Genomic DNA, 25636 nt, shown 5'->3' with positions numbered 1-25636 from the left:
CGAGATGAACTCGACGGTGCTGTACTTCGATGAGCTGTATCGGCGCAGCGACGATCCGTGGCGGCTGCGCGAAGGTTGGTACGAGCGCCGCAAGCGTTCGCTGACGCTCGCGCTGCTGCCGCGCCCGCGCTACCGCAACGCGTTCGAACCGGGCTGCGCGAACGGCGAACTGACGGCCGAACTGGCAAAGCGCTGCGATGCGCTGCTCGCCGCCGATCTGCATCCGCGCGCGGTCACGCTCGCGCGCGAGCGCGTCGCCGATGCGGCCAACGTGAAGGTCGAGCAGCGCACGGTGCCGCGTCAATGGCCGACCGCGTCCGGACCGTTCGATCTGATCGTCGTCAGCGAATTCGCCTATTACCTCGATACCGCCGAGCTGGAAACGCTGGCCGCGCGGATCGCCGCGTCGCTGACCACCGACGGCACGCTGCTCGCGTGTCACTGGCGCCGGCCGTTCGCCGAGGCGCGCGAATCGGCGGATCACGCGCATGCGCTGTTCGATGCGCGCTGCGGGCTCGCGCGGCTCGCCCATCACGCGGAAGCGGATCTGCTGATCGACGTGTGGTCGCGCGATGCACGCTCCGTCGCGCAACGCGAGGGGCTTCTATGATCGGCGTGATCGTTCCCGCGCATAACGAAGAGGCGTTGATCGCGCGCTGCCTCGCGGCGGTGCTCGAAGCGTCGCGCCACGAAGGACTCGCCGGCGAGGCGGTGCGGGTGGTCGTCGCGCTCGATGCGTGCAGCGATTTTTCCGGCGCGATCGCGCGCGCTTACGGCGTGCAGACGTTGACGCTGAAAGCGCGCAACGTCGGTATTGCCCGTGCGCTCGGCGCGTCGCTGCTGCTCGCGCAAGGCGCGCGCTGGCTCGCGTTTACCGATGCCGACAGCCGCGTGTCGCCGGGCTGGCTGGCCGCGCAACTCGCGCTCGACGCGGACGCGGTGTGCGGCTCGATCGCGGTCGACGACTGGAGCGAGCACCCGCACAGCGTGCGCGAGTATTTCCGCAAGACCTACGTGGACGCCGACGGCCACCGCCATGTGCATGGTGCGAATCTCGGCGTCTCGGCGCAGGCGTACCGGCGCGCGGGCGGCTTTCCGCCGCTCAAATGCAGCGAGGACGTCGCGCTGGTCGACCGGCTGATCGCGACCGGCGCGCGCATCGCGTGGAGCGCCGCGCCGCGCGTGCTCACCAGCGGGCGCGCGCTGGCTCGCGCGCGCGGCGGCTTCGCCGACACGCTGCTCACGTGGGCGGCCGGCTGACGCGCGGGCTTCATCGCTAACGGCAGGCCGCGGGGAGGGCGGCAACAAGAGGAGGGCGACATCATGATGGACGTGATCTACGTTCTATTCGGCCAAGGCCACACGCTCGATCCGTTGCAGATGGGGCTGCGCGCGATCGCGATCTTCGTGATCGCGCTGGTGCTGATCCGCGTGTCGGGGCGGCGTTCGTTCGGGCAGCGCTCGCCGTTCGACTCCGTCGTCGTGATCCTGCTCGGCGCCACGTTGAGCCGTGCGATCATCGGCGCGTCGCCGTTCATCGCGACAGTGGGCGCGTCGTTTCTGATCGTGCTATGTCACCGGATGCTCGCGTGGGCCTGCATGCGCTCGCGGCGCTTCGAGCTGCTGGTCGGCGGGAGCGAACGCGAGGTCTATAGCGACGGCAAGTTCAACGCGCGCGAGATGCATGCGGCGTTGGTCACGCGCACCGATATCGAGGAAACGGTGCGGCAGGAAACCGGCTCGCGCTCGCTGGAGAACGTGGCCGCGGCGATTCTCGAACGCAACGGCGAAATCAGCGTGATCCGCAAGCAGGCGTGAGCCCGGCCGTCAGCCGCGCCCGCCGCGCGAAATCTCTTCCCCCGCGGCGCGCGGCAGCCGCAGCGTGACCGGGATCGACGCGAACGAGCACAGCCCGACCACCAGAAACGCCGGCCAGAAATCCGACCACATTACGCTCGCATGGCCGTTCAGCGCGCGGGTGATCTGCAGCGCGATCCCGCCGACCGTCACGCCGAGACCGAGCGACATCTGCTGGACGACGCTGCCGAGACTAGTCGCGCGACCGACGTCGCGGCTCGCGATCTCCGCATAGGTCAGCGAATTGAGGCTGGTGAACTGCAGCGCCGGGAAGAAGCCGCCGAGCAGCACGACGACCCAGATGATCCACGTCGGCGTATGCGGGAAAAACAGCCCGCACGCGGCAATCGCGAGGCCCGACAGCGCCGCGTTGAACACCAGCACCGAGCGGAAGCCGAAGCGGCGCAGCACGCTCGATGCGATCGTGCGCATGAACATCCCGCCGAACGCCGACGCGCAGGTGATCAGCCCCGATTCGAACGCGCTCATCCCGTGGCCTTCCTGCAGCAGCAGCGGCAGCAGGAACGGCAGCGCGCCCAGGCCGATGCGAAACAGCGAGCCGCCCAGCACGCTCGCCTGGAAGGTCGGCACCTTGAAAAAGCGCAGATCGAGCAGCGGCAGCGCGACCCGCTGCGCGTACGCGACGTAGATCGCCAGCAGCACCGCGCCGAGCCCGCACATGCCCAACGCGTCGAGGGTCGGGATCAGTTCGCCGCCGACCAGCGACAACCCGAGCAGCAGCAACACCGCGCCCGCCGCCGACAACAGGAAGCCGATCCAGTCGAGCGGACCGGGATCGGGTTCGCGGGTGTTGGCGATATAGCGGTTGGTCAGATAGATGCCGAGCAGGCCGATCGGCACGTTGATGAAAAAGATCAGGCGCCAGTGCAGATAGGTGGTGATGAAGCCGCCGAGCAGGGGGCCGGCCGCCGGGCCGAGCATCGCGGGCACGCTCAGATAGTTCATCGCGCGGATGAAGTCGGCCTTTTCGACGACCCGGAAAATGATGATGCGCCCGACGGGCACCATCATCGCGCCGCCGACCCCCTGCACGAAGCGCGCGAGCGTGAAGGTCGCGAGCGAACCGGACGCCGCGCACAGCAGCGAGCCGGTCACGAAAATGCCGATCGCGGTGCGAAACACGGTGCGCGCGCCGAATCTGTCGGCGAGCCAGCCGCATACCGGAATAAATACGCCGAGGCCCAGCACATAGCTCGTCACCGCGATTTTCAGCGTGACCGGATCGCGCCCGAAATCGCGCGCCATCGCCGGCAGCGCGGTGACGATCACGTTCGCGTCCACGCTCTCCATGAACATCGCGCAGGCGACGATAAGGGGCGCAATCAGAGCTTTCTGGACGATGGTCATGACGGCGGAGAGCTGCGGCGTGTCGTCGCAGGCAAAGGGGGCATTATTGCACCTGTACGGTGCGGATTGCTAACACGGCTGCGGCCGTTCGTGCCCTTTAAGAATTTTTGACTTCGGTGCGCCGAGGCGGGTGGGTTCGACGCGAAAAGTTAATTTTTTGTTGCAGTGCGCCATCAGAAGACTATAATCGGGTTATTCCTTAGGTAGAAACCCTAGTTTCCCGGAGCCCAATATGAACACTGCATCGACCGCCGCCCGTTCCACTCCCGCCGCCAACACGCTGTTCGGCAAGCTCCGCGCACTGGCGCTGCATGCGCTGAACCTGCATCTGCAAAACTGCGCGGTGCTCGCGGAAGCGTATCGCCGCCCGCAGTAAAGCGCGACAGATCCGCCGCCCGGCCTCGCCGCCGTCTTCGATGCCCGCTCCTGTAGCGGGCATCGTGCTTTCTGCCCCGCCATTTTCTATCCCCTTCAGATTCCCGACTCACGTCCCGGCGCGCTCGCAGGACGCGGCGTCGTTTGCCCCGCCATGCGCCGCGGCGCGCTGTCGAACCTGACGGCGGCGACCGCCTCGAAACCTCGATCCCCGGATCTACCCGCCCAGGCCTTACAATTCGTCCCCTTCTCACGCCGGTCGCGGATGACAGGGGAATTACCAATACTGTCAACCTTTTGCACGCTTTGCCGTTATCACTTTGTAATCGTCACTACAGGCGATCCCCCACGTGACGCTCCGGCGCCACGATCGCTTCCCGCAAGGCCCGCAATTGACCATGTTCCGTCGACTTCAACACCGCTTCGCGCAACCGCGCGCGCTGCTCGGCCGTGCCGCGCAGGTGCTGCGCAGCCGGCGACTTCTGTCGCCCGTGCTGGCGCTCGTCATTTGCGGATTGCTGCTAGTGGTGCTGCAGCATCTGTCGCAGGCGGTCGACTACCGCTCGGTGATCCGCGAACTGCGCAGCCTGTCGGCGCGCGAGTGGATCGGCGCGCTCGGCGCGACCGCGCTCAGCTATGTCGCGCTGATCGGCCGGGACGCGGTCGGGCTGCGCTATCTTGGCGCTGGTGTGCCGCGCGCGGCGCTGTGGGTCGGCGCGACCGCCGGCTCGGCGCTCGGCAACGCGACCGGCTTCGGCGCGCTGACCGGCGGGGCGGTGCGTGCGCGGGTCTACGGCGTTACCGGCATCACGCCCGCGCAGATCGGCCGCATGACGGTGTTCACGAGCGTGTCGCTCGCGCTCGCGCTGGTGCTGATGACCGCGCTCGGGATGGTCTGCCGCGCCGACCAGCTCGCGCCGATGCTGCATCTGGCGCCGCCCGTGCTGCGCTGGAGCGGCGCCGCACTGCTGCTCGCGCTGGCGCTCGCGGCCGCCGCCTGCCGGCGCGAAACCCGGCCGGTGCGCACGCGCTGGCAATGGCTGTCGTTCGATATCCCGGCGCGCCGCGATCTGCTCGAACAGGTCGCGCTGGCGGTGCTCGACGTGGTCGCCGCCGGCCTCGCGCTGTGGGCGCTGCTGCCGCACGTGAACGTCAGCTTTATCGGTTTCGTGACCGTCTATTCGGCCGCGATGCTGCTCGGCATGATCGGCCACACGCCGGGCGGCGTCGGCGTGTTCGAGGCGGCGATGGTGTTCACGCTGTCCGGCAGCGTGCCGATGCAGCAGATGGTCGCCGCGCTGCTCGCGTATCGCGCGATCTATTTCGGCGTGCCGCTGATCGTGTCGGCGGCGCTGCTGGCGGGCTTCGAAGGGCGCGCGCTGAAGAGCCGTCTGTCGCTGCTGCAGGCCGAGCGGGTGTCCGAACTCGCGCCGCTGTTTCTGAGCCTCGTCACGTTCGTGGTCGGCGGCATGCTGGTGATCTCCAGCGCGACGCCGGCATTCTTGCAACGCATTCATATCCTGCGCGACGTGGTACCGCTGTGGGTGCTCGAAAGCTCACAGATGCTGTGCAGCGTGCTCGGCGTGCTGCTGCTGTTCGTCGCGCGCGGGCTGTTGCGGCGCCTGGACGCCGCATGGTGGATGACCCTCGCGCTGGCGGTGCTGAGCCTCGCGCTGTCGCTGACCAAGGGGCTCGCGTTCGTCGAGGCCGGCGTGCTCGGCACGCTGATCGCGCTGCTGCTGGCCACCCGCAAGCGCTTCAACCGTCATTCGTCGCTGTTCGCCGAGCGCTTTACCGCGGGCTGGCTGGTGTCGGTCGCGATGGTGCTGATGCTGGCCACCTGGGTGATGCTGTTCGCGTTCCGCGACGTGCCGTATTCGCGCGACCTGTGGTGGCAATTCGCGTTCGACGAGCGCGCGTCGCGGGCACTGCGCGCGACGCTGGCCGCGAGCCTGTTCGCCGCGACCTTCTCGTTCTGGCAGTTGCTGCGCCCGGCGCGCGGCCGCTTCGTGAAGCCTGCCCCCGAGGATCTGCACGACGCCGCGCGGATCGTGCGCGCGCAGGAGCGCAGCGACGCCGGTCTCGCGCTGATGGGCGACAAGAGCTTCCTGTTTTCCGAGTCGCGCCAGGCGTTCCTGATGTACGCGAAGAACGGCCGCACGTGGGCCGCGCTGCACGATCCGGTCGGCCCGCGCGAGGAGTGGGCCGGGCTGATCAGCAAGTTCGTCGCGCTCGCCCATCAGCACGGCGGCCGCGCGGCGTTCTACCAGGTGCGCGCGAACGCGCTGCCGCTGTATCTCGACGCCGGTCTCACGCTGATGAAACTCGGCGAGGAAGCGCACGTGGTGCTCGACGATTTCGATCTGAAGGGTTCGCACCGCGCGCATCTGCGGTATGCACTGAAGCGCGGCGAGCGCGACGGCTTCACGGTCGAAGTGATCGACCAGGCCAACGTGCCGGCGTCGCTCGAGACGCTGCGCGAGATTTCCGACGGCTGGCTCGACAGCCGCGACGCGCGCGAGAAGAGCTTCTCGGTGGCCGCGTTCCACGACGAATACCTCGCCGCGCAGTCGGTGATGCTGGTGCGCCAGAACGGCGAGCCGGTCGCGTTCGTCACGTTCATGACGACCGACCTGAATACCGAGGCGACCGTCGGCGTGATGCGTCACGTCGAAAGCGCGTCGCCGTACGCAATGGAATATCTGTTCACGCAGCTCGCGTTGCATCTGAAACAGGCGGGTTTTCGCTCGCTCAGTCTCGGCATCGCACCGCTTTCGGGCGTGCAACCGACGCCGCTCGCGTCGCGCTGGCATCGGCTGGCCGGCATCGTGTGGCGCTTCGGTGGCCGCTTTTATAACTTCCGCGGCTTGCGTGCTTTCAAGAACAAGTTCCAGCCGCACTGGGAGCCGCGTTATCTCGCGGCTTCCGGTTCGGTCGGCGTGTTCTTCACGCTCGCGGATCTGTCGTTGCTGGCGGGAGGCCGGCGTTCATGACATTGCATCCGTTGTTGCGTCTCGCCGTTGTAGCGAGCGTTCTGAGCTGCGGCGCGCTTGCGCACGCGGCGACTACCACCGTGCCCGGCGGCCGCTACGGCGACGTGCGGGTGACCCGGCCGGAAGGGCCGCTGCGCGGCTTCGTCGTGCTGTATTCGCAGGCGAGCGGCTGGAGCGCGGCCGACCAGCAAAGCGCCGATGCGCTCGCGAAAGCGGGCGCGTTGACCGTTGGCGTCGATACCGCGCGCTACGCGGCGAACCTGAAAGCGAAGCCGGAGGCCTGTCATCAACTGGTCGGCGATGCCGAGGCGTTGAGCCATCAGCTCGAACGGCAGGAGCAGTCGAACCAGTATTTCGCGCCGATCGTCGCCGGTACCGGGCAGGGCGCGACGCTGGCGATGCACGTGCTCGAACAGGCGCCGTCCAATACGATCGCCGGCGCGGTATCGGTCGATCCCGAAGCGACGCTCGACGCGCGCTTCAAGCCGTGCGCGCCGGACCCGACCGTGATCCGCGACAAGGTGCCGGGCTTCGTCGAGCAGGCGAGCACCGGTAACGCCGATCGCGCGCGTCTCGTCGCGCTGGTGAGCCCGCATCTGCAAGCGGTCTCCAGCAGCGACGACGACGTGTCCGATCTGCCGCTGATCGAGTTGCCGGCCGCGCATCCGAACGGCCTGATGGCGATCGTGATTTCCGGCGACGGCGGCTGGCGCGATCTCGACAAGACGATCGCGCAGGCGTTGCAGAAGGACGGCGTGTCGGTGATCGGCTGGGACAGTCTGCGTTATTTCTGGAGCGAGAAGCCGCCCGCGCAAACGAGCCGCGACCTCGCGCGCGTGATGCAAACCTACGGCGCGCGCTGGCATGCGCAACACGTCGCGCTGATCGGTTATTCGTTCGGCGCCGACGTGATGCCGTTCGCGTATAACCGTCTGCCGCCGGAGCAGCGCGCGAAGGTCGCGCTGATCTCGCTGCTCGGCTTCGCGCCCGACGCCGATTTCCAGATTCGCGTCGGCGGCTGGCTCGGCATGCCGGCGAGCGACAAGGCGTTGAAGGTGCGTCCGGAGATGGGCCGTGTGCCGCCGGCGATGGTGCAATGCTTCTACGGCGCGACCGAAACGGACACGCTGTGTCCGGCACTCGAGAAGAGCGGCGTCGAAGTGATCCGCACCTCGGGCGATCATCACTTCGGTCACGACTACGACGCGCTCGAGCGACGCATTCTCGCGGCGTTCAAAAAGCAAAGCGGCGTGCAAAACTGAGCGCCATTGGAACGAGTCGATGCATGGCGGCGGGATTGACAAAGGCCGCCATCTCGACGAAGATCGCCGACATGAACTGCCTCGACATCCGTATTGCGCTGATTATTAGCATCATTCATCGAATGGTGGGTTAGCGCGCGTCGACTTTGCAGTGACCAGAAACCCGCCAAACGAGGCGGGTTTTTTTATGTCCGCTTTGCTGCCTGTCTCCTGGCGAACCTGCTGCCGATCGCGGCCCTCGGGCATTCGATCGGAGTCCGATGCTTTGTCGCATCGTCTGTTGCCACGAGGAGCTTGCCTTGCTGTTGACTGAAACCGAACAGGCCGCCGCTGCCAGCGCCGCTGCCGCCGCCGCCGCCGCCGCTGCCGCTAAATGCGTCGCGCCGTCCCACGACTACCTGAAAAAGACCCTGACCGCGCGCGTCTACGATGTCGCGCGCGAGACCGAACTCGAACGCGCGCCGAATCTGTCCGCGCGGCTGCATAACCCGGTGTATCTGAAGCGCGAGGACAACCAGCCGGTGTTCTCGTTCAAGCTGCGCGGCGCGTACAACAAGATGGCGCATATTCCGGCCGATGCGCTCGCGCGCGGCGTGATCACCGCGTCGGCGGGCAATCATGCGCAGGGTGTCGCGTTGTCGGCGGCGCGGATGGGCGTGAAGGCGATCATCGTCGTGCCGGTGACGACGCCGCAGGTGAAGGTCGATGCGATCCGCACGCATGGCGGCCCGACCGTCGAGGTCGTACAGCACGGCGAGTCGTATAGCGATGCGTACACGAACGCGGTCAAGTTGCAGGAAGAGCGCGGGCTAACCTTCGTGCATCCGTTCGACGATCCGTATGTGATCGCCGGTCAGGGCACGGTCGCGATGGAGATTTTGAGTCAGCATCAGGGGCCGATTCACGCGATCTTCGTGCCGATCGGTGGTGGCGGACTGGCGGCCGGGGTGGCCGCGTACGTGAAATCGGTGCGGCCGGAGATCAAGGTGATCGGCGTGCAGACCGATGATTCGTGCGCGATGGCCGCATCGCTGAAAGCTGGCGAGCGCGTGACGCTGAACGAAGTAGGCCTGTTCTCCGACGGCACCGCGGTCAAACTGGTCGGCGAGGAAACCTTCCGCCTGTGCAGCGAATACCTCGACGACGTGCTGCTCGTGAATACCGATGCGCTGTGCGCGGCAATCAAGGACGTGTTCCAGGACACCCGCAGCGTGCTGGAGCCGGCGGGTTCTCTGGCAGTGGCCGGCCTGAAGCAGTACGCGGAGCGCGAGGGCATCGAAAACCAGACGCTGATCGCGATCACGTCGGGCGCGAACATGAACTTCGACCGGATGCGCTTCGTTGCCGAACGCGCTGAAGTCGGCGAAGCGCGCGAAGCCGTCTTCGCGGTCACGATCCCGGAAGAACGCGGCAGCTTCAAACGCTTCTGCGAACTGGTCGGCACGCGCAGCGTGACCGAGTTCAACTACCGGATCGCCGACGCGAACTCGGCGCATATCTTCGTCGGCGTGCAGATTCGCAATCGCAGCGAATCGGCGCAGATCGCGGCCGCATTCGAAGCCCACGGTTTCGCGACCGTCGATCTGACCTTCGACGAACTGTCGAAGCAGCACATCCGCTATATGGTCGGCGGCCGCTCGCCGCTCGCGCACGACGAGCGTCTGTTCCGCTTCGAGTTTCCGGAACGGCCGGGCGCGTTGATGAAGTTCCTGTCGTCGATGGCGCCGAACTGGAATATCAGCCTGTTCCACTACCGCAACCAGGGCGCGGATTACAGCTCGATTCTGGTCGGTATTCAGGTGCCCGAAAGCGAGAACGCGCAGTTCGACCGCTTCCTCGCGACGCTCGGTTATCCGAACTGGGAAGAGACCAAAAATCCGGTCTACCGGTTGTTTCTTGGCTGATTTGACGCGGGCTGAGCCCGGCTTGAAGCATCGGGGTTTACCTGAGGGCCGGGCGAAGCCGCGACACTAAGCCGCGGCTCGCGCACATTTCCCGCGAAGCCCCGTCCCGCTTGCGTTTGCGGCCGACCGGCGCAAACCAAATTCGACTTATATCAAACCCTTCTATCTGCCAGCGCGATACGGCCTATCCGTTTTATCGCGTTGCGGGATACCAGCCGCGATTGTCACACTGTGCGCAAATTTCATCACCGCATTCAGGAGACATTCATGCGCACTCAAGTCGGCATCATCGGCGCCGGTCCCGCTGGCCTGCTGCTTTCCCATCTGTTGCATCTGCGCGGTATCGAGTCGGTCGTGCTGGAATCGCGTACCCGCGAGCAGATCGAATCGACGATTCGCGCGGGCGTGCTCGAACAGGGCACGATGGATCTGTTGACGCAAACCGGCCTTGGCGAGCGCATGAAGGCCGAAGGCGCGCTGCACCATGGCTTCGAACTCGCGTTCGAAGGCAAGCGCCGCCGCATCGATCTGACCGGCCTCACCGGTCACGCGATCACGGTGTATGCGCAGCACGAAGTGATCAAGGATCTCGTCGCCGCGCGCGTTGCGGCCGGCGCCGAACTGCGCTTCGGCGTGTCGGACACGTCGGTGCACGGCATCGATACCGACAAACCGTCGATCCGCTATCGCCATGAAGGTGAAGAACACGAACTGCAATGCGACTTCGTGATCGGCTGCGACGGCTCGCAAGGCGTCGCGCGCAACGCGATTCCGCAGGCGCTGCGCCGCGACTTCGAGCGCGTCTATCCGTTCGGTTGGTTCGGCATCCTGTGCGAAGGGCCGCCGTCGTCGGACGAACTGATCTATGCGCGGCATGAGCGCGGCTTCGCGCTGATCAGCACGCGCTCGCCCAATGTACAGCGGATGTACTTCCAGTGCGATCCGAAAGACTCGGTCGAGAACTGGTCGGACGATCGCATCTGGGCGGAACTGCATGCACGCGCCGATTCGCACGACGGTCAGCAGATCGTCGACGGCAAGATCTTCCAGAAGAACATTGTCGGGATGCGCAGCTTCGTGTCGACGACGATGCAGCACGGGCGCCTGTTCCTCGCCGGCGACGCCGCGCACATCGTGCCGCCGACCGGCGCGAAGGGGATGAACCTCGCGGTCGCCGACGTCAACGTGCTGAGCCGCGCGCTCGATGCGTTCTACAAGGAAGATCGCACCGATCTGCTCGAGCGCTACAGCGAAACCGCGCTCAAGCGCATCTGGCGCGCCGAGCACTTCTCGTACTGGATGACCAGCATGCTGCACCGGATCGAAGGCGCGAGCGAATTCGAGCAGCAATTGCAGGTGGCCGAACTCGAATACGTGACGACCTCGCGCACCGCGGCGACCGTGCTGGCGGAGAACTACGTCGGCGTCGCCGGCGCGCAGATGCAGGCCGGCCTGTAAGTCATTTCTGCCACGCGCTGACGCTTGGGACCGCTAATTGATCGACAGGTCCCGATGCGCGGCAGCCTGAAATTCCGTCGGCGTGACGCCCGTCTGCTTGCGGAAATAGCGGCTGAAATAAGCCGAATCTTCGAAACCGAGCGCATGCGCGATCTGTTTGATACTCGAGCCCGAGTACACCAGATCGCGCTGCGCCTCGCGTATCAACTGATCATTGACCAGCGACAGCGGCGAATGACCGAGTTCTTCGCGACAGATACGCCCCAGCTGCGCGGCGGTCACTCCCAGTTTCTCCGCATAGAAATCGATCGGCTGATGCTCGCGCACGTGCGCGGCGATCAGTTCGCGTAGCCGTTTGAGCTGCGCCGCGCGGCGGTCGTTGACGCTCGCGCCGGTGCTCGATGCGGCATCGGTCAAACGCGCGACTTGCACAAAAAGTGCAATCATCAGCGACATGCCGGCGGCGATATGGCCGCGCGCGCTGCCGCGAAATTCCTGCTCCAGCAAACCGAATAGCGGCATCAGCGTGCTTTCGCCGACCGCCGGGCGCACCGGAATCAGCGCGGGCCGCTGCAGCACCGGCAACAGCCCCGGCGACACCACCTTCGAAATCGACTCCAGCGCCCGCTGCGCGGCGGTGATCACGAGACCGTCGATCTCCGGCGCGAACACGAAGCCATGCACCGTTTGCGCCGGCAGCAGGATCAGGCAGGGCGCGGTGATCGGCAGCTTTTCGCTTTCCACCAGCACGTGGCCGCTGCCGCTGCGGATATAGAGGATCTGCAGCAGCGCGTCGTGGCGGTGCGCGGCGATCTGCCAGTCGTTCGGGCGGCTACGCTCGGCGATCCATTCGAAGTTGAACGCGTCGAACCACGGCGGCCGGGCCGACTCGCCGTACAGATCGTAGTTAGGGATTTTCCTCATGCGGTTTTGTCTCCTGTGTTCGAATTGTCCTGCGATGCGCTGCCTTTGTCCAATTTTCGGCTGACCCGCGTGGCTATACTTTTTTCCATCAGAGGCGTGGCTAGATAGCGCGGAGTTTTATCCCGCGCAGCAGCAGTTGCGGCCGCGATAACAGTCATGGAGATTCGGAGGACTAAGCAAATGAATCGGCAAACGGAACAGCACGCAGGCGAGCGCGACGGCCGCCACTGGCTCGGACTCGAAGGCAAGGTGTGCGTGGTGAGCGGCGCGGCCGGCGGGATCGGCAGTGCGATTGCGCAGGTGCTCGGCGCGGCCGGCGCGCGCGTCGCGCTGCTCGATCGCGACGCGGACAAGTGCGCGACGCTCGCGCAGGCGCTGAACGCGAGCGGCGTCGAAGCGCTCGCGGTGGGCTGCGATATCGGCGATATCGACAGCGTGCGCGGCGCGGTCGCGCAGGTCGAAGGCAAACTCGGCGTCGCCGACGTGCTGGTGAACAACGCGGGTCTGCTGCGTCCGGGCGGTATCGAGGAAATTGGTCTCGACGCATGGAACGCGATGCTGCGGGTGAATCTGACCGGCTACATGCTGTGCTCGCAGCAGTTCGGTCAGTCGATGCTCAAGCGCGGCTCGGGCGCGCTCGTGCACGTCGCGTCGATCGCCGCGCGCGTGCCGCAGAGCTATAGCGGCGCGTACAGCGCGGGCAAGGCCGGCGTGCTGCTGCTGTCCAAACAGATCGCGGTCGAGTGGGGTGCGCGCGGCATCCGCAGCAATGCGGTGTGCCCGGGCATGATCCGCACGCCGCTGTCGGCCGCGTTTTACGAGCACGGCGACATCGAAGCGCGCCGCAGCGCGATGACCGCGAGCCGCCGCATCGGCGAGCCGAACGATATCGCCGACGTGGTCGCGTTCCTCGCCAGCGAGCGCGCCGCGTATGTGAACGGCGCGGAGCTGATGGTCGACGGCGGCCTCGAAAGCATGCTGATGGACCTCGTGCCGCGGCCCGGCTTCGAAGCCAGTCAGGCCGCGCAAGCGACCCAGGCTACCCGTTGAGTCCGCACGCAAGGAGACCATCATGAGCAATGCAACCAGTAACACGACGCTCAGCTGCGACGTGCTCGTCATCGGCTCGGGCGCGGGCGGTCTGTCGACCGCGATCACCGCGCGCAAGCACGGGCTCGACGTCGTCGTGATCGAGAAAGAACCGTTCTTCGGCGGCACCACCGCGTTTTCGGGCGGCGTGCTGTGGATCCCCGGCAACCGTCACGCAAAGAGCAATGGCGTCAGCGACACCCGCGAAGCGGCGCTGACCTATATGCGCAACGAAACCGGCGCGTTCTTCGATGCCGACGGCGTCGACGCGTTTCTCGACACGGGCCCGGAGATGCTCGACTTCTTCGAGCGCGAGACCACCGTCAAATTCGTGCCGACGTTGTATCCGGACTATCACCCGAACGTGGGCGGCGGCGTCGATATCGGCCGCTCGGTGGTGGCCGCGCCGTTCGATGCGCGCGCGCTCGGCAAGGACATCACGCGGCTGCGTCCGCCGCTCAAGACGATCACCTTCATCGGCATGATGTTCAACTCGTCGAACGCGGACCTGAAGCACTTCTTCAATGCGACCCGTTCGCTGAAGTCCGCGCTGTATGTCGCCAAACGCCTCGCGAGCCATCTGAAGGACCTCGCGCTGTACCGGCGCGGCGTGCAGATCACGAGCGGCAACGCGCTCGCCGCGCGGCTCGCGAAATCCGCGCTCGATCTCGGCATTCCGATTCACACGAACACCGGCGCGCGCGAGTTGACCATGAGCAACGGACGGGTCACCGGCGCGCTCGTCAACGGACCTGACGGCGAGATGCGCATCGTCGCGCGGCGCGGCGTCGTGCTCGCGTGCGGCGGCTTCTCGCATGACCTCGCGCGCATCAAACGGGCGTATCCGCATCTGCAGCGCGACGGCGAACACGTGTCGCCGGTGCCGCGCGGCAATACCGGCGACGGCGTCGGGATGGCGGAAAAACTCGGCGCGCGGGTCGCGATCCGTTATCCGCAGCCGGCCGCGTGGATGCCCGTATCGCGGGTGCCGATGCGCGACGGCAGCGTGGGCGTGTTCCCGCACCTGGTGGATCGCTACAAGCCGGGCGTGATCGGCGTGACGCGCGCGGGCAAGCGCTTCACCAACGAGGCGAATTCGTATCACGACGTCGGCGCCGCGATGATCGAGGCCTGCGCGAACGAGCGCGAAACCGCGATGTGGCTGATCTGCGATCACGCGACGATCCGCAAATACGGGCTCGGCTACGCGAAGCCCGCGCCGGTGCCGCTCGGCCCGCTGCTGCGCAATGGCTATCTGAACAAGGGCAACACGCTCGCCGAACTCGCGCGGAACGCGGGGCTCGACGGCGTGGCGCTCGAAGCGACCGTGAAGCGCTACAACGCCGACGCGGCGCGCGGCGAAGACCGTGAATTCGGCCGCGGCACGACCTCGTTCAACCGCTATCTGGCGGACCCCGAGCACAAACCGAATCCGTGCGTCGCACCGATCGGCAACGGGCCGTATTACGCGCTGAAGGTCGAGATGGGCGACCTCGGCACCTTCGACGGCATCTCGACCGCGGTGACCGGCGAAGTGCTCGACGAAACGGGCGCGCCGATCGACGGCCTGTACGCGGTCGGCAACGATCGCGCCAGTGTGATGGGCGGCAACTATCCGGGCGCCGGCATCACGCTCGGACCGATCATGACATTCGGCTACATCACCGGCCGCAACCTGGCCGGCGTGAACGTCAGGAACACGAAGCAATCGCAGCGGGCCGACGCCCGCGCCACCGAAACCGTACTGAGAGCCGCGTCATGAGCCAGGGCAAACCTTTCGTCGACCATCGCATCTATACGATCCGCCCGCGCGGGATGGCCGAATTCATCGACGTGTTCGACCGCCTCGCGATGCCGATTCAGGTCAAGTACCTCGGCGCGCCGGTCGGCTTCTATATGAGCGATATCGGCGCGTTGAATCAGGTCGTGCATCTGTGGGGCTACGAGAGCATCGCCGATTACGACCAGCGCCGTACCGCGCGCGACGCCGACCCGGAATGGCCCGCGTATCTGCAGGCGTCCGCGCATCTGATCGTCGCGCAGGAGAGCCGCATCATCCGGCGCGTGGACTTCAAGACGCTGGCGATGCTGCGCTAACGGCAACCGCAAGCAGGGAGACGGGCATGAACGAATCGACAGCGCGCGTCGCGATCGTCACCGGCGCCGCAAATGGAATCGGCTGGGCGTGCGCGCAGCGCTTCGCGCGCGATGGCTTCAGCGTGGTGCTCGCCGACCTCGATGGACGGCGCGCCACTGAACGGGCCGCCGAACTGGCCGCCGAGTTGGCCGCCGAGTTGACCGATAGCCAGCCCGGCACACCTGCCGGCGCGCACCTGGGCATCGGCGCGGACGTGGCGAGCGAAGCCGACGTGCGCGCGTTGATCGATAGCTGCGTCGAGCGCTATGGCCGGCTCGACGTGCTCGTCAACAATGCGGGCAACGGCGATCAACCGCATCCGACCGTCGAGCAGAACGTCGACGCATTCGACCGCCTGCTCGGCATTCACGTGCGCGGCACCTTTCTGATGTGCCGCGAAGCCGGCCGCGTGATGCTCGCGCAGCGGCGCGGCGCGATCGTCAATCTCGGCTCGATCGCGGGACTCGCCGGTATTCCGACGCGCAACGCGTACGGCGCGGCGAAGGCGGGCATCGTCGCGATGACGCGCTCGCTCGCGTGCGAATGGGCCCGCGACGGGATCCGCGTGAACGCGGTGGCGCCCGGTTATGTCGCCACCGAACTGGTCGAAACGCTGCGGCGCAACGGCCAGATGAATCTGCAAAAGATCGAACAGCGCACCCCGATGGGCCGTCTTGCGCGGCCTGCAGAAATCGCGGGCGCGATCGCGTTTCTCGCGTCGGATGCGGCGAGCTACGTCACCGGCAGCGTGCTTAGCGTCGACGGCGGCTGGCACGCGTTCGGCGCGGCGTCCGCGTAGACGCCAATGCGCGCCAACGCGTGCCAAGGCGCGCCCCAGCGCCGGCACCTTTGATAGCAATCCAAACAATAAAAAAACCTCGTCATTTCATGGAGACATCGCAATGAAGCAGCCTCAACGCGGCGGGGCGTCGACCCCACGCCAACCCGAACGCACGGTTGACGTGCAGGCGTTTATCGACGCCGAGCGCTTTTCACCGTTCCAATGGATGATCCTCGTGCTGTGCTTCCTCGTGGTCGCCGCCGACGGTTTCGATACCGCGGCGATCGGCTTCATTGCGCCGTCGCTGGTGCAGGAGTGGGGCATCGCGCGCAGCGCGCTCGGCCCGGTGATGAGCGCGGCGCTGGTCGGGCTCGGCATCGGCGCGCTAGCGGCCGGTCCGTGCGCGGACCGGATCGGGCGCAAGACGGTGCTGGTCCTGTCGGTGTTTTTCTTCGGGCTGTGGAGTCTCGCGGCAGCGAAGGCCACCTCGATCGAATCTCTGACCGTGCTGCGCTTTTTCACCGGCCTCGGTCTCGGCGCGGCGATGCCGAACGCGGTCACGCTGATGTCCGAGTACGCGCCGGCGCGGATTCGCGCGGTCGCGGTCAACGCGATGTTCTGCGGCTTTTCCGGCGGTCTCGCGCTCGGCGGGATCATGTCAGCGTGGCTGATTCCGCAGTTCGGCTGGCATAGCGTGCTGGTCGCGGGCGGCGTCGGGCCGATCGCGCTGACCGTGCTGTTGCTGCTGATGCTGCCGGAATCGGCGCAATTTCTCGCGGTGCGCAAACGCGCCGATCAACGGATCGCGCGGATCCTGCAACGGATCGCGCCGCAAGCCCCGTTTGCCGGCTGCCGCTTCACCTCGACCGACGTGCGTCGCCAGCCGGATGCAACGCGCGGCCAATGGGCGCTCGCGATCATCCTGTCGGGGCGCTACCGCTTCGGCACGCTGATGCTGTGGCTCGCGTATTTCATGGGACTACTGATCTATTACCTGCTGACCAACTGGCTGCCGACGCTGTTCAAGGACACCGGTTTCTCCGGCGAAAAGGCCGCGTTGATGACCTCGCTGTTTCCGCTCGGCGGGATCCTCGGCAATCTGTGCGTCGGCTGGGTGATGGACCGTTTCGCCGGCCATCGGGTGATTGCTTTCACCTATGTGCTGGTCGGCGCGCTGGTGCTGCTGGTCGGCCTCGGCGTCGGCCATCAGGTGTGGCTCGGCGCGCTGATCTTCCTGACCGGCACCGTGGTGACGAGCGCGGTCACGTCGATGTCAGCGCTCGCGGCGAGCTTTTACCCGACCCGCGCGCGGGCTACCGGGGTCGCGTGGATGCTCGGGATCGGGCGGGTGGGCGGCGTTGCCGGTGCGCTGGTCGGCGCCGCGTTGATGGGTCTGGGCTGGAAGTTCGGCGCGGTGTTCAGCCTGCTCGCGGTGCCGGCCGTGATCGCGGCGGCGGGCGTCCTGTTGATGATGCGGCGCGTGCCACTCGGTGAATCATTCGGTGAAGACGCGGCGGCGGGCGACGTGGCCGGCGCGGTCGCGATCGATTGAAACCTGCAGTAGTAGTAACGGCGCGCGCTCACAGCGCGCGCAGCAACGCCATCTCGTTGTGCAGCAGCGCGAGCAGATCGTCGTCGCTCGGTCGCGTGCCCCAGTGGCGCGCGCCGGCGACCGACGCGATCGCGATCCACGAATGCGGCGGAAACCATTCGCGCAGCAGCGTGCCGTCCTGACGCAGACACAGTTGGCCGGTCAGTTCGCTGTATTCGGCGCAGATCAGCGCGCCGTCGACCGCCGCCGTCACTTTTCTTGGATCGTTGCGAACCACGTCGTCGCTCCTGTCGAAAGGGTGGCGCGAATGCCAGCGTGACACGGTGGCGTGCGCGACGCCGCCATGCCGGCCATCAATGATCGTGACCGTGACCGTGGCCGTGCCAGCCGTTGTCATGCCAGTCGCCATGCGGGCCGCGCGCATCGCGCCAGTCGTCGCCGCGACGGCGTTCCCACTCGCGACGCTCCCACTCGCGGCGTTCCCAATAGCGATGACCATCATAGTAGCGATCCTCGTACCAGCCCGGCTGGACCACCACCGCCGGCGGCGGAGGCGGCGCATACACCGGGGCGGGCTGCACGTAGACGGGCGGCGGCGGGGCCTCGATCACCGCGGGCGCGACAGCGATGCCGGGTACACCGATGTTCACGCCGACGTCGACGTGCGCGAAAGCGGCCGACGATGCGCCGATCGCGAGACCGGCGACCAGCGTCAACGGGATCCAGCGGTTGCGTGAATGACTCATGATTGTTCTCTTTATCGTGATGGGGATGATCATTGCGACGGCTGTCGCGCGCTCAATAACGGTAACGATCGTGGTCGTAATGGCCGTGGTCGTGGTCGTGGTAGTGCGGACCCGGGCCGTCCGGAACCACGATGCAGCCGCTCAAGCCGGCGCCGAGCGTGGCGGCCAGAATCATCAGTGCAAGAATTTTTTTCATCGGATTACTCCCTGTGCCGGTGTGACCGGTCGTGTATTGGTGTGCGTTGGTGTGCTGCATAAAGCGCCTGGTGCGACGCGCGTTGGTTTGACCCGAACTCTACTGAGCGGCGCGATTACCGGTGTGATTGTGTGTAACAGGACGTGTCGATACGCGCCGGCGTCAACGCGGCGACATGCGTGCGGCGCGCGCGTCGGCAAAAGCGCGCACGTGACGTGTCGGAATGACAAACGCGGGTTAACAGGGCCGGCAAACCCTTGAAGCCGTTATGAAAAAAAGCGGCTGTGCCGTGATGCGATGCGAATGGATCGAGTGACGCGTCGTTGCATCGGCCGCTGAAAAAAACGGCAAACGCGCTTTATATGCGGATGAATCGCGCGGATACATTCGGTTGCAGACTGGCGGCAGAGCGGGCCGCACGCGCTCGCGCGCGGCGTCGGAAAGACGCGACACCGGTCGCGTCGTCAGCTTCTCTTAAGCTGCGCTCCGGTAGAGGAAAACGCAGCGTGCTTACTCGGTCGCAGCCGGCTCGCGCGCGGCCGCTTCCCGATAGCCGAGCCGCGTCGAAATCGCGCGACCCGCCTGTTTCAGCAACGCGACGTAGTGCGACTTCGTATCGGCGCCGCAGCGCATCGTCGGAAACGAAATCGACAGCCCGGCGATCACGCGGCCGAAGCGGTCGAATACCGGCACCGCGATGCATTGCAGTCCTTCTTCCTGTTCCTCGTTGTCTTCGCCGTAACCCTGCTCGCGCACGCGCGGCAGAATGCTCAGCACCGCTTCCGCGCAGGTCAGCGTCTTTTGCGTCGAGCGGCGAAATTCGAGGTGCGAGAGCACTTCGCTCGCATCGGCCGGTTCCATCCACGCGAGCAGCACCTTGCCGATCGCGGTGCTGTGCAGCGGATTGCGCCGGCCGATGCGCGACTGCATGCGCAGCCCGTAGTCGGCATCGATCTTGTGGATGTAGATGATCGCGTCGTCGTCGAATGCGCCCAGGTGAACCGCTTCGCGCGTCATCTGGCCGATGCGGCGCATTTCGATGTCGGCCTCGCGCACGAGGTCGACGCTCTCCAGCGCTTTCGCGCCGAGTTCGAACAGCCGGATCGTGAGGCGGTAGCGCTCGGTCTCGACTTCCTGGGTCACGTAGCCGAGCGCCTTCAATGTCTGGATCACGCGATGCACGGTGGTCTTCGACATGCCGAGCTGTTGCGACAACTGGCTGATGCCGATCTGCCCGCGCTCGCCGATCGCGCCGAGAATCGCGAACACCCGTCCGATCGACGACGCCGATTCGCCGCGCTCGCCGCCGTCGGCGTCGAGCGCTGAGCGCGCGCCGGTTGCGACGGCTCGGAGGGCGCCGGCCGTTTTGTTCGTCGCTTTGGCCGCTTTGACCGCTTTGGCCGCTTTGGCCGTTTCGTCCATTTTGGCCGCGTCGCTGCGCGTGCTCTTGTGCGCGCGCTTGCGCGGTGTGTGGGTTGCCGCCATCTTCGTGAGTCCCTGTCTGTGCCAAACCGCGCGCTCGCTCGACAGCGCCGGCGCGGGAGGCGAGAGCATAGCGCGTTGCCGGCGCTTGCTGGAACAACTGCTCGGGCAACCGCGCAGGGAAGCGCACAAGCAATCGCACAAGCAGGCGCAAAAGCAAGCGCAAAAGCAAGCGCAAAAGCAAGCGCAAAAGCAAGCGCACAAAGCAGGTTCGCGGGCTAGCGCGCGAGCCAGCCGCCATCCACTGCCAGTGTATGCCCGTGCACGTAGTCCGATGCCGCCGACGCGAGAAAAACCACCGGCCCGGCCAGATCGCCGGGCACGCCCCAGCGGCCGGCCGGAATGCGGCCGAGAATTTCGTCGTTGCGCTGCGCGTCGTCGCGCAACGGGGCGGTGTTCGCGGTCGCCATATAGCCTGGCGCGATCGCGTTCACGTTGATCCGCTGCGCGGCCCATTCGTTCGCGAGCAGGCGCGTCAGACCGAGCACGCCGCTTTTCGACGCGGTGTACGACGCGACCCGGATACCGCCCTGGAACGACAGCATCGATGCGACGTTGATGATCTTGCCGCCGCGGCCCTGGCGCACGAACTGCCGCGCGACCGCTTGCGACAGGAAGAACAGGCTCTTCAGGTTCACGTCCATCACCGCGTCCCAGTCGGCTTCGTTCAATTCGAGCGCGTCGTCGCGGCGGATGATGCCCGCGTTGTTGACCAGTACGTCGATATGGCCGAACGCTTCGAGCGCGGCGCCGACGATGTCGTCGAGCGGCGCGGTGCTCGACAGATCCGCGCGCACGTCGGCGAAGCGGCGGCCGGCGGCCTTCACGCGCGCGGCGGTGTCGCCCGGGTCCGCGCGGCTCACGCCGACGATGTCGCATCCGGCCGCGGCGAGCGCGACCGCCATGCCGGCGCCGAGCCCGGTGTTGCTGCCGGTGACGATGGCAACCTTGCCGCTCAGATCGAAAGTGTTCACGGTGTTCAAACTCATCGGGTAGTCGGGGACGGGTGCAAAGCAGTGCGAACGAGGTGCGAGTGGTTGGGATGGGCGGGAATGGGTGTGAATGGATGCGATGTGCCCAGACTGTAACGCACGCGTTCACATTTCGGAACATCGGTCCGAATGTTTCGGCGCAGGAACAGTACCCACATGGCTTACGGTTAGATAACGGGTAAACCATAGCCCGCCCGTCATCGACAAAACGGAACGATGTTCCTTTCACGGTGCTATATTGCGCCGGACAGGGAGAGCCCGGCGCACAACGGGACATCACTGCGGGCCCCGCGCCCGACAACGGGACGTGACAGTCCAAGGAGGAGGCATGAAGATCAAGAAGGCCCTCGACCGGATTCCCGGCGGCCTGATGCTGGTGCCGCTATTGCTCGGCGCCTGTGTGCATACGTTCGCGCCTGGCGCGGGTAAGTACTTCGGCTCGTTTACCAACGGGCTGATTACCGGCACCGTGCCGATCCTCGCGGTGTGGTTCTTCTGCATGGGCGCGACGATCGATCTGCGCGCAACCGGCACCGTGCTGCGCAAATCGGGCACGCTGCTCGTCACCAAGATGCTGGTCGCGTGGATCGTCACGCTGATCGCCGCGCGCTTCATTCCGGTCGACGGCATCAAGACCGGCCTGTTCGCCGGGCTCTCGATCCTCGCGGTCACGACCTCGATGGACATGACCAACGGCGGTCTTTACGCGGCCGTGATGCAGCAGTACGGGACCAAGGAGGAGGCGGGCGCGTTCGTGCTGATGTCAGTCGAATCGGGGCCGCTGATCAGCATGCTGATTCTCGGCGCGACCGGCGTCGCGTTTTTCGAGCCGCGGCTGTTCGTCGGCGCGGTGCTGCCGTTTCTGGTCGGCTTCACGCTCGGCAATCTGGATAGCGAACTGCGCGAACTGTTCGGCCGCTGCGTGCATCCGCTGATTCCGTTCTTCGGCTTCGCGCTCGGCAACGGCATCGACCTGAACGTGATCGTCACGAGCGGCCTGCCGGGGATCGTGCTGGGTCTCGGCGTGATCGTCGTGACCGGCATTCCGCTGATTTTCGCGGACCGCTGGATTGCCGGCGGCAATGGCGCGGCGGGGCTGGCGGCGTCGTCGACGGCGGGCGCGGCGGTCGCCAATCCGGCGATCATCGCCGACATGATTCCGAGCTTCAAGCCGCTGGTGCCGGCCGCGACCGCGATGGTGGCGACCGCCTGCCTCGTGACCGCGATCCTCGTGCCGATCCTGACCGCGTTGTGGGTGCGCCGCCATCAGGCGCGCGATGCGCTGAAAGCGGAGTTCGCGGCCGCGCAGGCGCCGCTCAATGAGCGGGACGCGCACGTCTGATCGAGGATAGAAGAGAAGAGGCCGGCTCGCGTCGACGCGCGGGCCGGCTTTGTTTTGTCTGGCCGTTGCTGCCGCGGCGCCGCTGAATGGACCGCTTACGGCCGCTTAGTGTGCCGCTTAGTGGACCCTCTTGTGTGCCGCTTGATGCGCCGCTTGTGGGTCACTGCGGGGCCGTGCTCCGTGCGCCGCTCAGGGACCGCTGAAGCCGCCGTTCAACGCGCGGCGAGCTTCGCTTCGAGCATTGCCTTCACCGAAGGCCATTCGTCGTCGATGATGCTAAAGCGCACCGAGTTGCGCTTGCGGCCGTCCGGCATGATCCGCTCGTGTCTCACCACGCCTTCCTGTTTCGCGCCGATGCGCAGAATCGCCGCGCGCGATCTGTCGTTCAGTTCGTCGGTGGTGAACTGCACGCGCACGCAGTGCAGTACCTCGAACGCGTGACGCAGCAGCAGATACTTCGCTTCGGTATTGACGGCCGAGCGCTGCGCCGACGCGGCGAGCCACGTATGACCGATTTCGAGCTTGCGATTCGCGCGATCGATTTTCCAGAAGCGCGTGCTGCCGACGATCCGGTCAGTGGCGGCGGCATCATCGAGCGCGCTGCCTGAAGCATTACCTGAGGCATCACCTGAGACACCGCCCACCCCCCGCGCACGCCGCACGATCACGAACGGCATCACGGTGCCGGCCGCGCGGCCGGCGAGCGCGCCGGCGATATACGCATCGATCGTCGCGGCGCCCGGGACCACGGTCAGCTTCATATCCCACAGCTGTCCGTCGGCGGCCGCTTCGACGAGCGCGGGCGCATGCTCTTCACGCAGCGGCTGGAGTTCGACGCTAGTGCCGCTCAGAGTCGGCTGCATCGAGATAGCAGAAAGATCGTTCATGGCAATAAAAAAGGTCCGTGAGCGAAGGGCTCACGGACCCGGCGGGTCGATTAATCAGGCGCCAATCAAGGCGCGCGCTGCAACGGCGCGAGCGGCCACTCTGCCACCGTCGCGCCGTTCGTCATGCGGCTGCTTAAGCGGACATCACCGTGACCGCCTTGGTCACGAGATACGCTTCCATCGCTTCCGGACCGCCTTCCGAGCCGTAGCCCGAATCCTTCACGCCGCCGAACGGCATTTCCGGGGTCGGCGTGGCCGGCTGATTAATCCACAGCATGCCGACTTCCATCTGCTGCGACAGCAGGTGGACATTGGCGAACGACTTCGTGTAAGCGTAGCCGGCCAGACCATACGGCAGGCGGTTCGCTTCCGCGATCGCTTCTTCGAGCTTGTCGAAGCCGCGGATCGCGGCGATCGGGCCGAACGGCTCGTTGTTGAACACGTCCGCTTCGAGCGGCACATCGGTCAGCACGGTCGGCGCGAAGAAGTTGCCGGCCGAGCCGACGCGCTCGCCGCCGGTCGCGATCTTCGCGCCGGTCTTGCGGGCGTCGTCGACGACCTTGGCCATCGCGCTCAAACGGCGCGCGTTGGCGAGCGGCCCGAGCGTCGTGCCTTCGGCGAGACCGTCGCCGAGCTTCAGGCTTTCAGCGTGCTTGACCAGCGCGGTAGCGAATTCTTCACGGATGCTGTTGTGCACGAGGAAACGCGTCGGCGAAATGCAGACCTGACCCGCGTTGCGGAACTTCGCGGCGCCGGCCGCCTTGACCGCGAGCGCGACGTCCGCGTCTTGCGCGACGATCACCGGCGCGTGGCCGCCCAGTTCCATCGTCGCGCGCTTCATGTGCGAACCGGCCAGCGCGGCGAGCTGCTTGCCGACCGGCGTCGAGCCGGTGAAAGTGACCTTGCGGATCACCGGATGCGGAATCAGGTACGCGGAGATTTCAGCCGGGTCGCCGAACACGAGGCCGACCGTGCCGGCCGGCACGCCGGCTTCGACGAACGCCTGCAGGAGCGCCGCCGGCGAGGCCGGGGTTTCTTCCGGCGCCTTCACGAGGAACGAGCAGCCGCACGCGAGCGACGCCGACAGCTTGCGCACCACCTGGTTGACCGGGAAGTTCCACGGCGTGAACGCGGCGACCGGGCCGATCGGCTCCTTCAGAACCTGCGATTGCGCGGCGAGGTTGCGCGACGGCACGATCCGGCCATACACACGACGGCCTTCGTCGGCGAACCATTCGATGATGTCGGCCGCGGCCAGCACCTCGACGCGCGCTTCGGCGAACGGCTTGCCCTGTTCCTGGGTCATCAGGCGGCCGATGTCGGCCGCACGTTCGCGCACCAGTGCGGCGGCCTTGCGCATGATCGTCGCGCGCTCGTTGGCCGGCACTTTGCGCCATGCGTCGAAACCGCGTTGCGCGGCTTCGAGCGCACGGTCCAGATCGGCGATGCCGGCGTGCGCGACCTTGCCGATCGCTTCGCCGGTGGCCGGGTTGATCACGTCGAGGGTCTTCCCGCTGGCGGCGTCGCACCACTCGCCGTTGATCAGAAGTCGGGTATCGGTATAGCTCGAGATGGCCATGCTGGGTTCCTGTGAATGGGAAAAACAACAGGCCGCGCGGTCACGAAGCTGGAGGCGACAGACCTGCGCGGCCATCAATGAATGCCGATAACGCCTATCTTATCTGATTAAGGGATAACCTACCGGAGGTCCCCCGCGCGCGCGAGCACGGCATGGCGCTTGCTCGCTCAACCGTACCGGGCTGGCTTTTTTGCGGGTCAGGCCGGGCGCCGCGTCATCGCGCACGCGTCGGACCCGCCGCTGCGGCTGCCTGACTCGAGGCCGCTCAGCGCCGCTGCCGGCCGCTCCGGCGCGTTCGGTTGAACGCGGCGCGCCACCATGTAATCAACCGCTCAATTTGCGCATCCAGAGGACATCGACATGCCAACCGGAATAGTGAAATGGTTCAACGACGCGAAAGGCTTCGGCTTCATCACCCCCGATGACGGCGGCGAAGACCTGTTCGCCCATTTTTCGGAGATCCGTAGCGAAGGCTTCAAATCGTTGCAGGAAAACCAGAAGGTCAGCTTCGAAATCAAGCAGGGGCCGAAAGGCAAACAGGCGGCCGATATCAAACCTGTGTGACGCCGGGGGCGCCGCTGCCGTACGGCGGTCGCGGCGCCTGCGATCCGCGTGGCATCGCAACTCCTACCACAGCAAAAAGACAGCGATACCGACAGCGATACGCGACGCAAAACAAAAGCGCGTAACGGTGCCGCTTGCGCCGAGAACG

The 25636-nt window shown here is 66.2% G+C and carries 24 protein-coding genes; 15 read left to right on the top strand and 9 right to left on the bottom strand.

What is annotated here, in order from left to right; translation table 11 throughout:
- Nucleotides 1–4 precede the first annotated feature (4 nt).
- From LJ656_RS03135 to LJ656_RS03125, 3 genes are all read left to right on the top strand, one after another.
- Complete coding sequence (locus LJ656_RS03135; protein WP_230507801.1) at nt 5–610, top strand: SAM-dependent methyltransferase; 606 nt, start codon at nt 5–7, stop codon at nt 608–610.
- Complete coding sequence (locus tag LJ656_RS03130) at nt 607–1260, top strand: glycosyltransferase family 2 protein (RefSeq protein WP_230507800.1); 654 nt, start codon at nt 607–609, stop codon at nt 1258–1260. Before LJ656_RS03135 ends, LJ656_RS03130 begins: the two co-directional genes overlap by 4 nt.
- Before the next feature lie 63 nt (nt 1261–1323).
- Complete coding sequence (locus LJ656_RS03125; RefSeq protein WP_230507799.1) at nt 1324–1818, top strand: DUF421 domain-containing protein; 495 nt, start codon at nt 1324–1326, stop codon at nt 1816–1818.
- 9 nt (nt 1819–1827) lie between these two features.
- On the opposite strand, the gene LJ656_RS03120 is transcribed toward LJ656_RS03125, so the two are convergent.
- Nucleotides 1828–3225: an MFS transporter gene (locus LJ656_RS03120; RefSeq protein ID WP_230507798.1), complete on the bottom strand. Its 1398-nt coding sequence runs from the start codon at nt 3223–3225 to the stop codon at nt 1828–1830.
- Nucleotides 3226–3457: 232 nt separating this feature from the next.
- Here LJ656_RS03120 and LJ656_RS03115 point away from each other — a divergent pair, with 232 nt between their 5' ends.
- The 5 genes from LJ656_RS03115 to LJ656_RS03095 all read left to right on the top strand — a co-directional run bounded on the left by LJ656_RS03115 (nt 3458) and on the right by LJ656_RS03095 (nt 11217).
- Nucleotides 3458–3601: a hypothetical protein gene (locus tag LJ656_RS03115; protein WP_230507797.1), complete on the top strand. Its 144-nt coding sequence runs from the start codon at nt 3458–3460 to the stop codon at nt 3599–3601.
- Nucleotides 3602–3998: 397 nt separating this feature from the next.
- On the top strand, nt 3999–6593 hold the full coding sequence (gene mprF / locus LJ656_RS03110; protein WP_230507796.1) for a bifunctional lysylphosphatidylglycerol flippase/synthetase MprF: 2595 nt from the start codon (nt 3999–4001) through the stop codon (nt 6591–6593).
- Entirely contained in the window at nt 6590–7855 is a 1266-nt protein-coding gene (locus LJ656_RS03105; protein WP_230507795.1) for a virulence factor family protein, read from the top strand. Before mprF ends, LJ656_RS03105 begins: the two co-directional genes overlap by 4 nt.
- A gap of 299 nt (nt 7856–8154) precedes the next feature.
- Nucleotides 8155–9759, top strand: a complete 1605-nt coding sequence (ilvA, locus tag LJ656_RS03100; RefSeq protein ID WP_268998467.1) for a threonine ammonia-lyase, biosynthetic — start codon at nt 8155–8157, stop codon at nt 9757–9759.
- A 267-nt stretch (nt 9760–10026) separates the two neighbouring features.
- Complete coding sequence (locus LJ656_RS03095) at nt 10027–11217, top strand: 4-hydroxybenzoate 3-monooxygenase (protein WP_230507794.1); 1191 nt, start codon at nt 10027–10029, stop codon at nt 11215–11217.
- A 33-nt stretch (nt 11218–11250) separates the two neighbouring features.
- Here LJ656_RS03095 and LJ656_RS03090 read toward each other — a convergent pair whose 3' ends face one another.
- Nucleotides 11251–12141 carry a helix-turn-helix domain-containing protein gene (locus LJ656_RS03090; protein WP_230507793.1) on the bottom strand — a complete coding sequence of 297 codons (891 nt, stop codon included), beginning with the start codon at nt 12139–12141 and terminating at the stop codon, nt 11251–11253.
- Nucleotides 12142–12321: 180 nt separating this feature from the next.
- Here LJ656_RS03090 and LJ656_RS03085 point away from each other — a divergent pair, with 180 nt between their 5' ends.
- The 5 genes from LJ656_RS03085 to LJ656_RS03065 all read left to right on the top strand — a co-directional run bounded on the left by LJ656_RS03085 (nt 12322) and on the right by LJ656_RS03065 (nt 17700).
- Entirely contained in the window at nt 12322–13191 is an 870-nt protein-coding gene (locus LJ656_RS03085) for an SDR family NAD(P)-dependent oxidoreductase (protein ID WP_230507792.1), read from the top strand.
- A gap of 22 nt (nt 13192–13213) precedes the next feature.
- Entirely contained in the window at nt 13214–14992 is a 1779-nt protein-coding gene (locus LJ656_RS03080) for an FAD-dependent oxidoreductase (RefSeq protein ID WP_230507791.1), read from the top strand.
- On the top strand, nt 14989–15327 hold the full coding sequence (locus LJ656_RS03075) for an NIPSNAP family protein (RefSeq protein WP_075300733.1): 339 nt from the start codon (nt 14989–14991) through the stop codon (nt 15325–15327). The genes LJ656_RS03080 and LJ656_RS03075 overlap by 4 nt, the downstream gene beginning before the upstream one ends.
- Before the next feature lie 26 nt (nt 15328–15353).
- Nucleotides 15354–16166: an SDR family NAD(P)-dependent oxidoreductase gene (locus LJ656_RS03070; protein WP_230507790.1), complete on the top strand. Its 813-nt coding sequence runs from the start codon at nt 15354–15356 to the stop codon at nt 16164–16166.
- A 103-nt stretch (nt 16167–16269) separates the two neighbouring features.
- The gene (locus LJ656_RS03065; protein ID WP_230507789.1) at nt 16270–17700 is read left to right on the top strand and encodes an MFS transporter; all 1431 of its coding nucleotides are present in this window, start codon (nt 16270–16272) and stop codon (nt 17698–17700) included.
- Between the two features lie 28 nt (nt 17701–17728).
- Here the strand turns inward: LJ656_RS03065 and LJ656_RS03060 are convergent, their stop codons facing one another.
- The 5 genes from LJ656_RS03060 to kduD form a co-directional block, all read right to left on the bottom strand.
- Entirely contained in the window at nt 17729–17977 is a 249-nt protein-coding gene (locus tag LJ656_RS03060) for a hypothetical protein (RefSeq protein ID WP_075300787.1), read from the bottom strand.
- 76 nt (nt 17978–18053) lie between these two features.
- Nucleotides 18054–18446, bottom strand: a complete 393-nt coding sequence (locus tag LJ656_RS03055; RefSeq protein ID WP_230507788.1) for a hypothetical protein — start codon at nt 18444–18446, stop codon at nt 18054–18056.
- 52 nt (nt 18447–18498) lie between these two features.
- On the bottom strand, nt 18499–18642 hold the full coding sequence (locus tag LJ656_RS03050; RefSeq protein ID WP_230507787.1) for a hypothetical protein: 144 nt from the start codon (nt 18640–18642) through the stop codon (nt 18499–18501).
- A gap of 510 nt (nt 18643–19152) precedes the next feature.
- Nucleotides 19153–20127, bottom strand: coding sequence for a DNA-binding transcriptional regulator KdgR (gene kdgR / locus LJ656_RS03045; protein WP_230507786.1), 975 nt, complete (start codon nt 20125–20127; stop codon nt 19153–19155).
- Between the two features lie 215 nt (nt 20128–20342).
- Nucleotides 20343–21113, bottom strand: a complete 771-nt coding sequence (kduD, locus tag LJ656_RS03040; protein WP_230507785.1) for a 2-dehydro-3-deoxy-D-gluconate 5-dehydrogenase KduD — start codon at nt 21111–21113, stop codon at nt 20343–20345.
- A gap of 331 nt (nt 21114–21444) precedes the next feature.
- On the opposite strand from kduD, the gene kdgT reads away from it, so the two are divergent.
- Entirely contained in the window at nt 21445–22458 is a 1014-nt protein-coding gene (gene kdgT, locus LJ656_RS03035; protein ID WP_230507784.1) for a 2-keto-3-deoxygluconate transporter, read from the top strand.
- Between the two features lie 212 nt (nt 22459–22670).
- Here kdgT and LJ656_RS03030 read toward each other — a convergent pair whose 3' ends face one another.
- Together LJ656_RS03030 and LJ656_RS03025 are read right to left on the bottom strand one after the other, a co-directional pair.
- Nucleotides 22671–23345: a GNAT family N-acetyltransferase gene (locus LJ656_RS03030; protein WP_230507783.1), complete on the bottom strand. Its 675-nt coding sequence runs from the start codon at nt 23343–23345 to the stop codon at nt 22671–22673.
- A gap of 133 nt (nt 23346–23478) precedes the next feature.
- Nucleotides 23479–24924, bottom strand: coding sequence for an NAD-dependent succinate-semialdehyde dehydrogenase (locus LJ656_RS03025; protein ID WP_230507782.1), 1446 nt, complete (start codon nt 24922–24924; stop codon nt 23479–23481).
- 360 nt (nt 24925–25284) lie between these two features.
- Between LJ656_RS03025 and LJ656_RS03020 the strand changes: the two genes are divergently transcribed.
- On the top strand, nt 25285–25488 hold the full coding sequence (locus LJ656_RS03020; protein ID WP_230507781.1) for a cold-shock protein: 204 nt from the start codon (nt 25285–25287) through the stop codon (nt 25486–25488).
- Nucleotides 25489–25636 lie beyond the last annotated feature (148 nt).

The organism is Paraburkholderia sejongensis, from assembly GCF_020880815.1.
GTDB lineage: Bacteria > Pseudomonadota > Gammaproteobacteria > Burkholderiales > Burkholderiaceae > Paraburkholderia > Paraburkholderia sejongensis.
The sequence above is the reverse complement of the archived record's forward strand: the minus strand, read 5'-3'. Positions and strand labels throughout refer to the sequence as shown.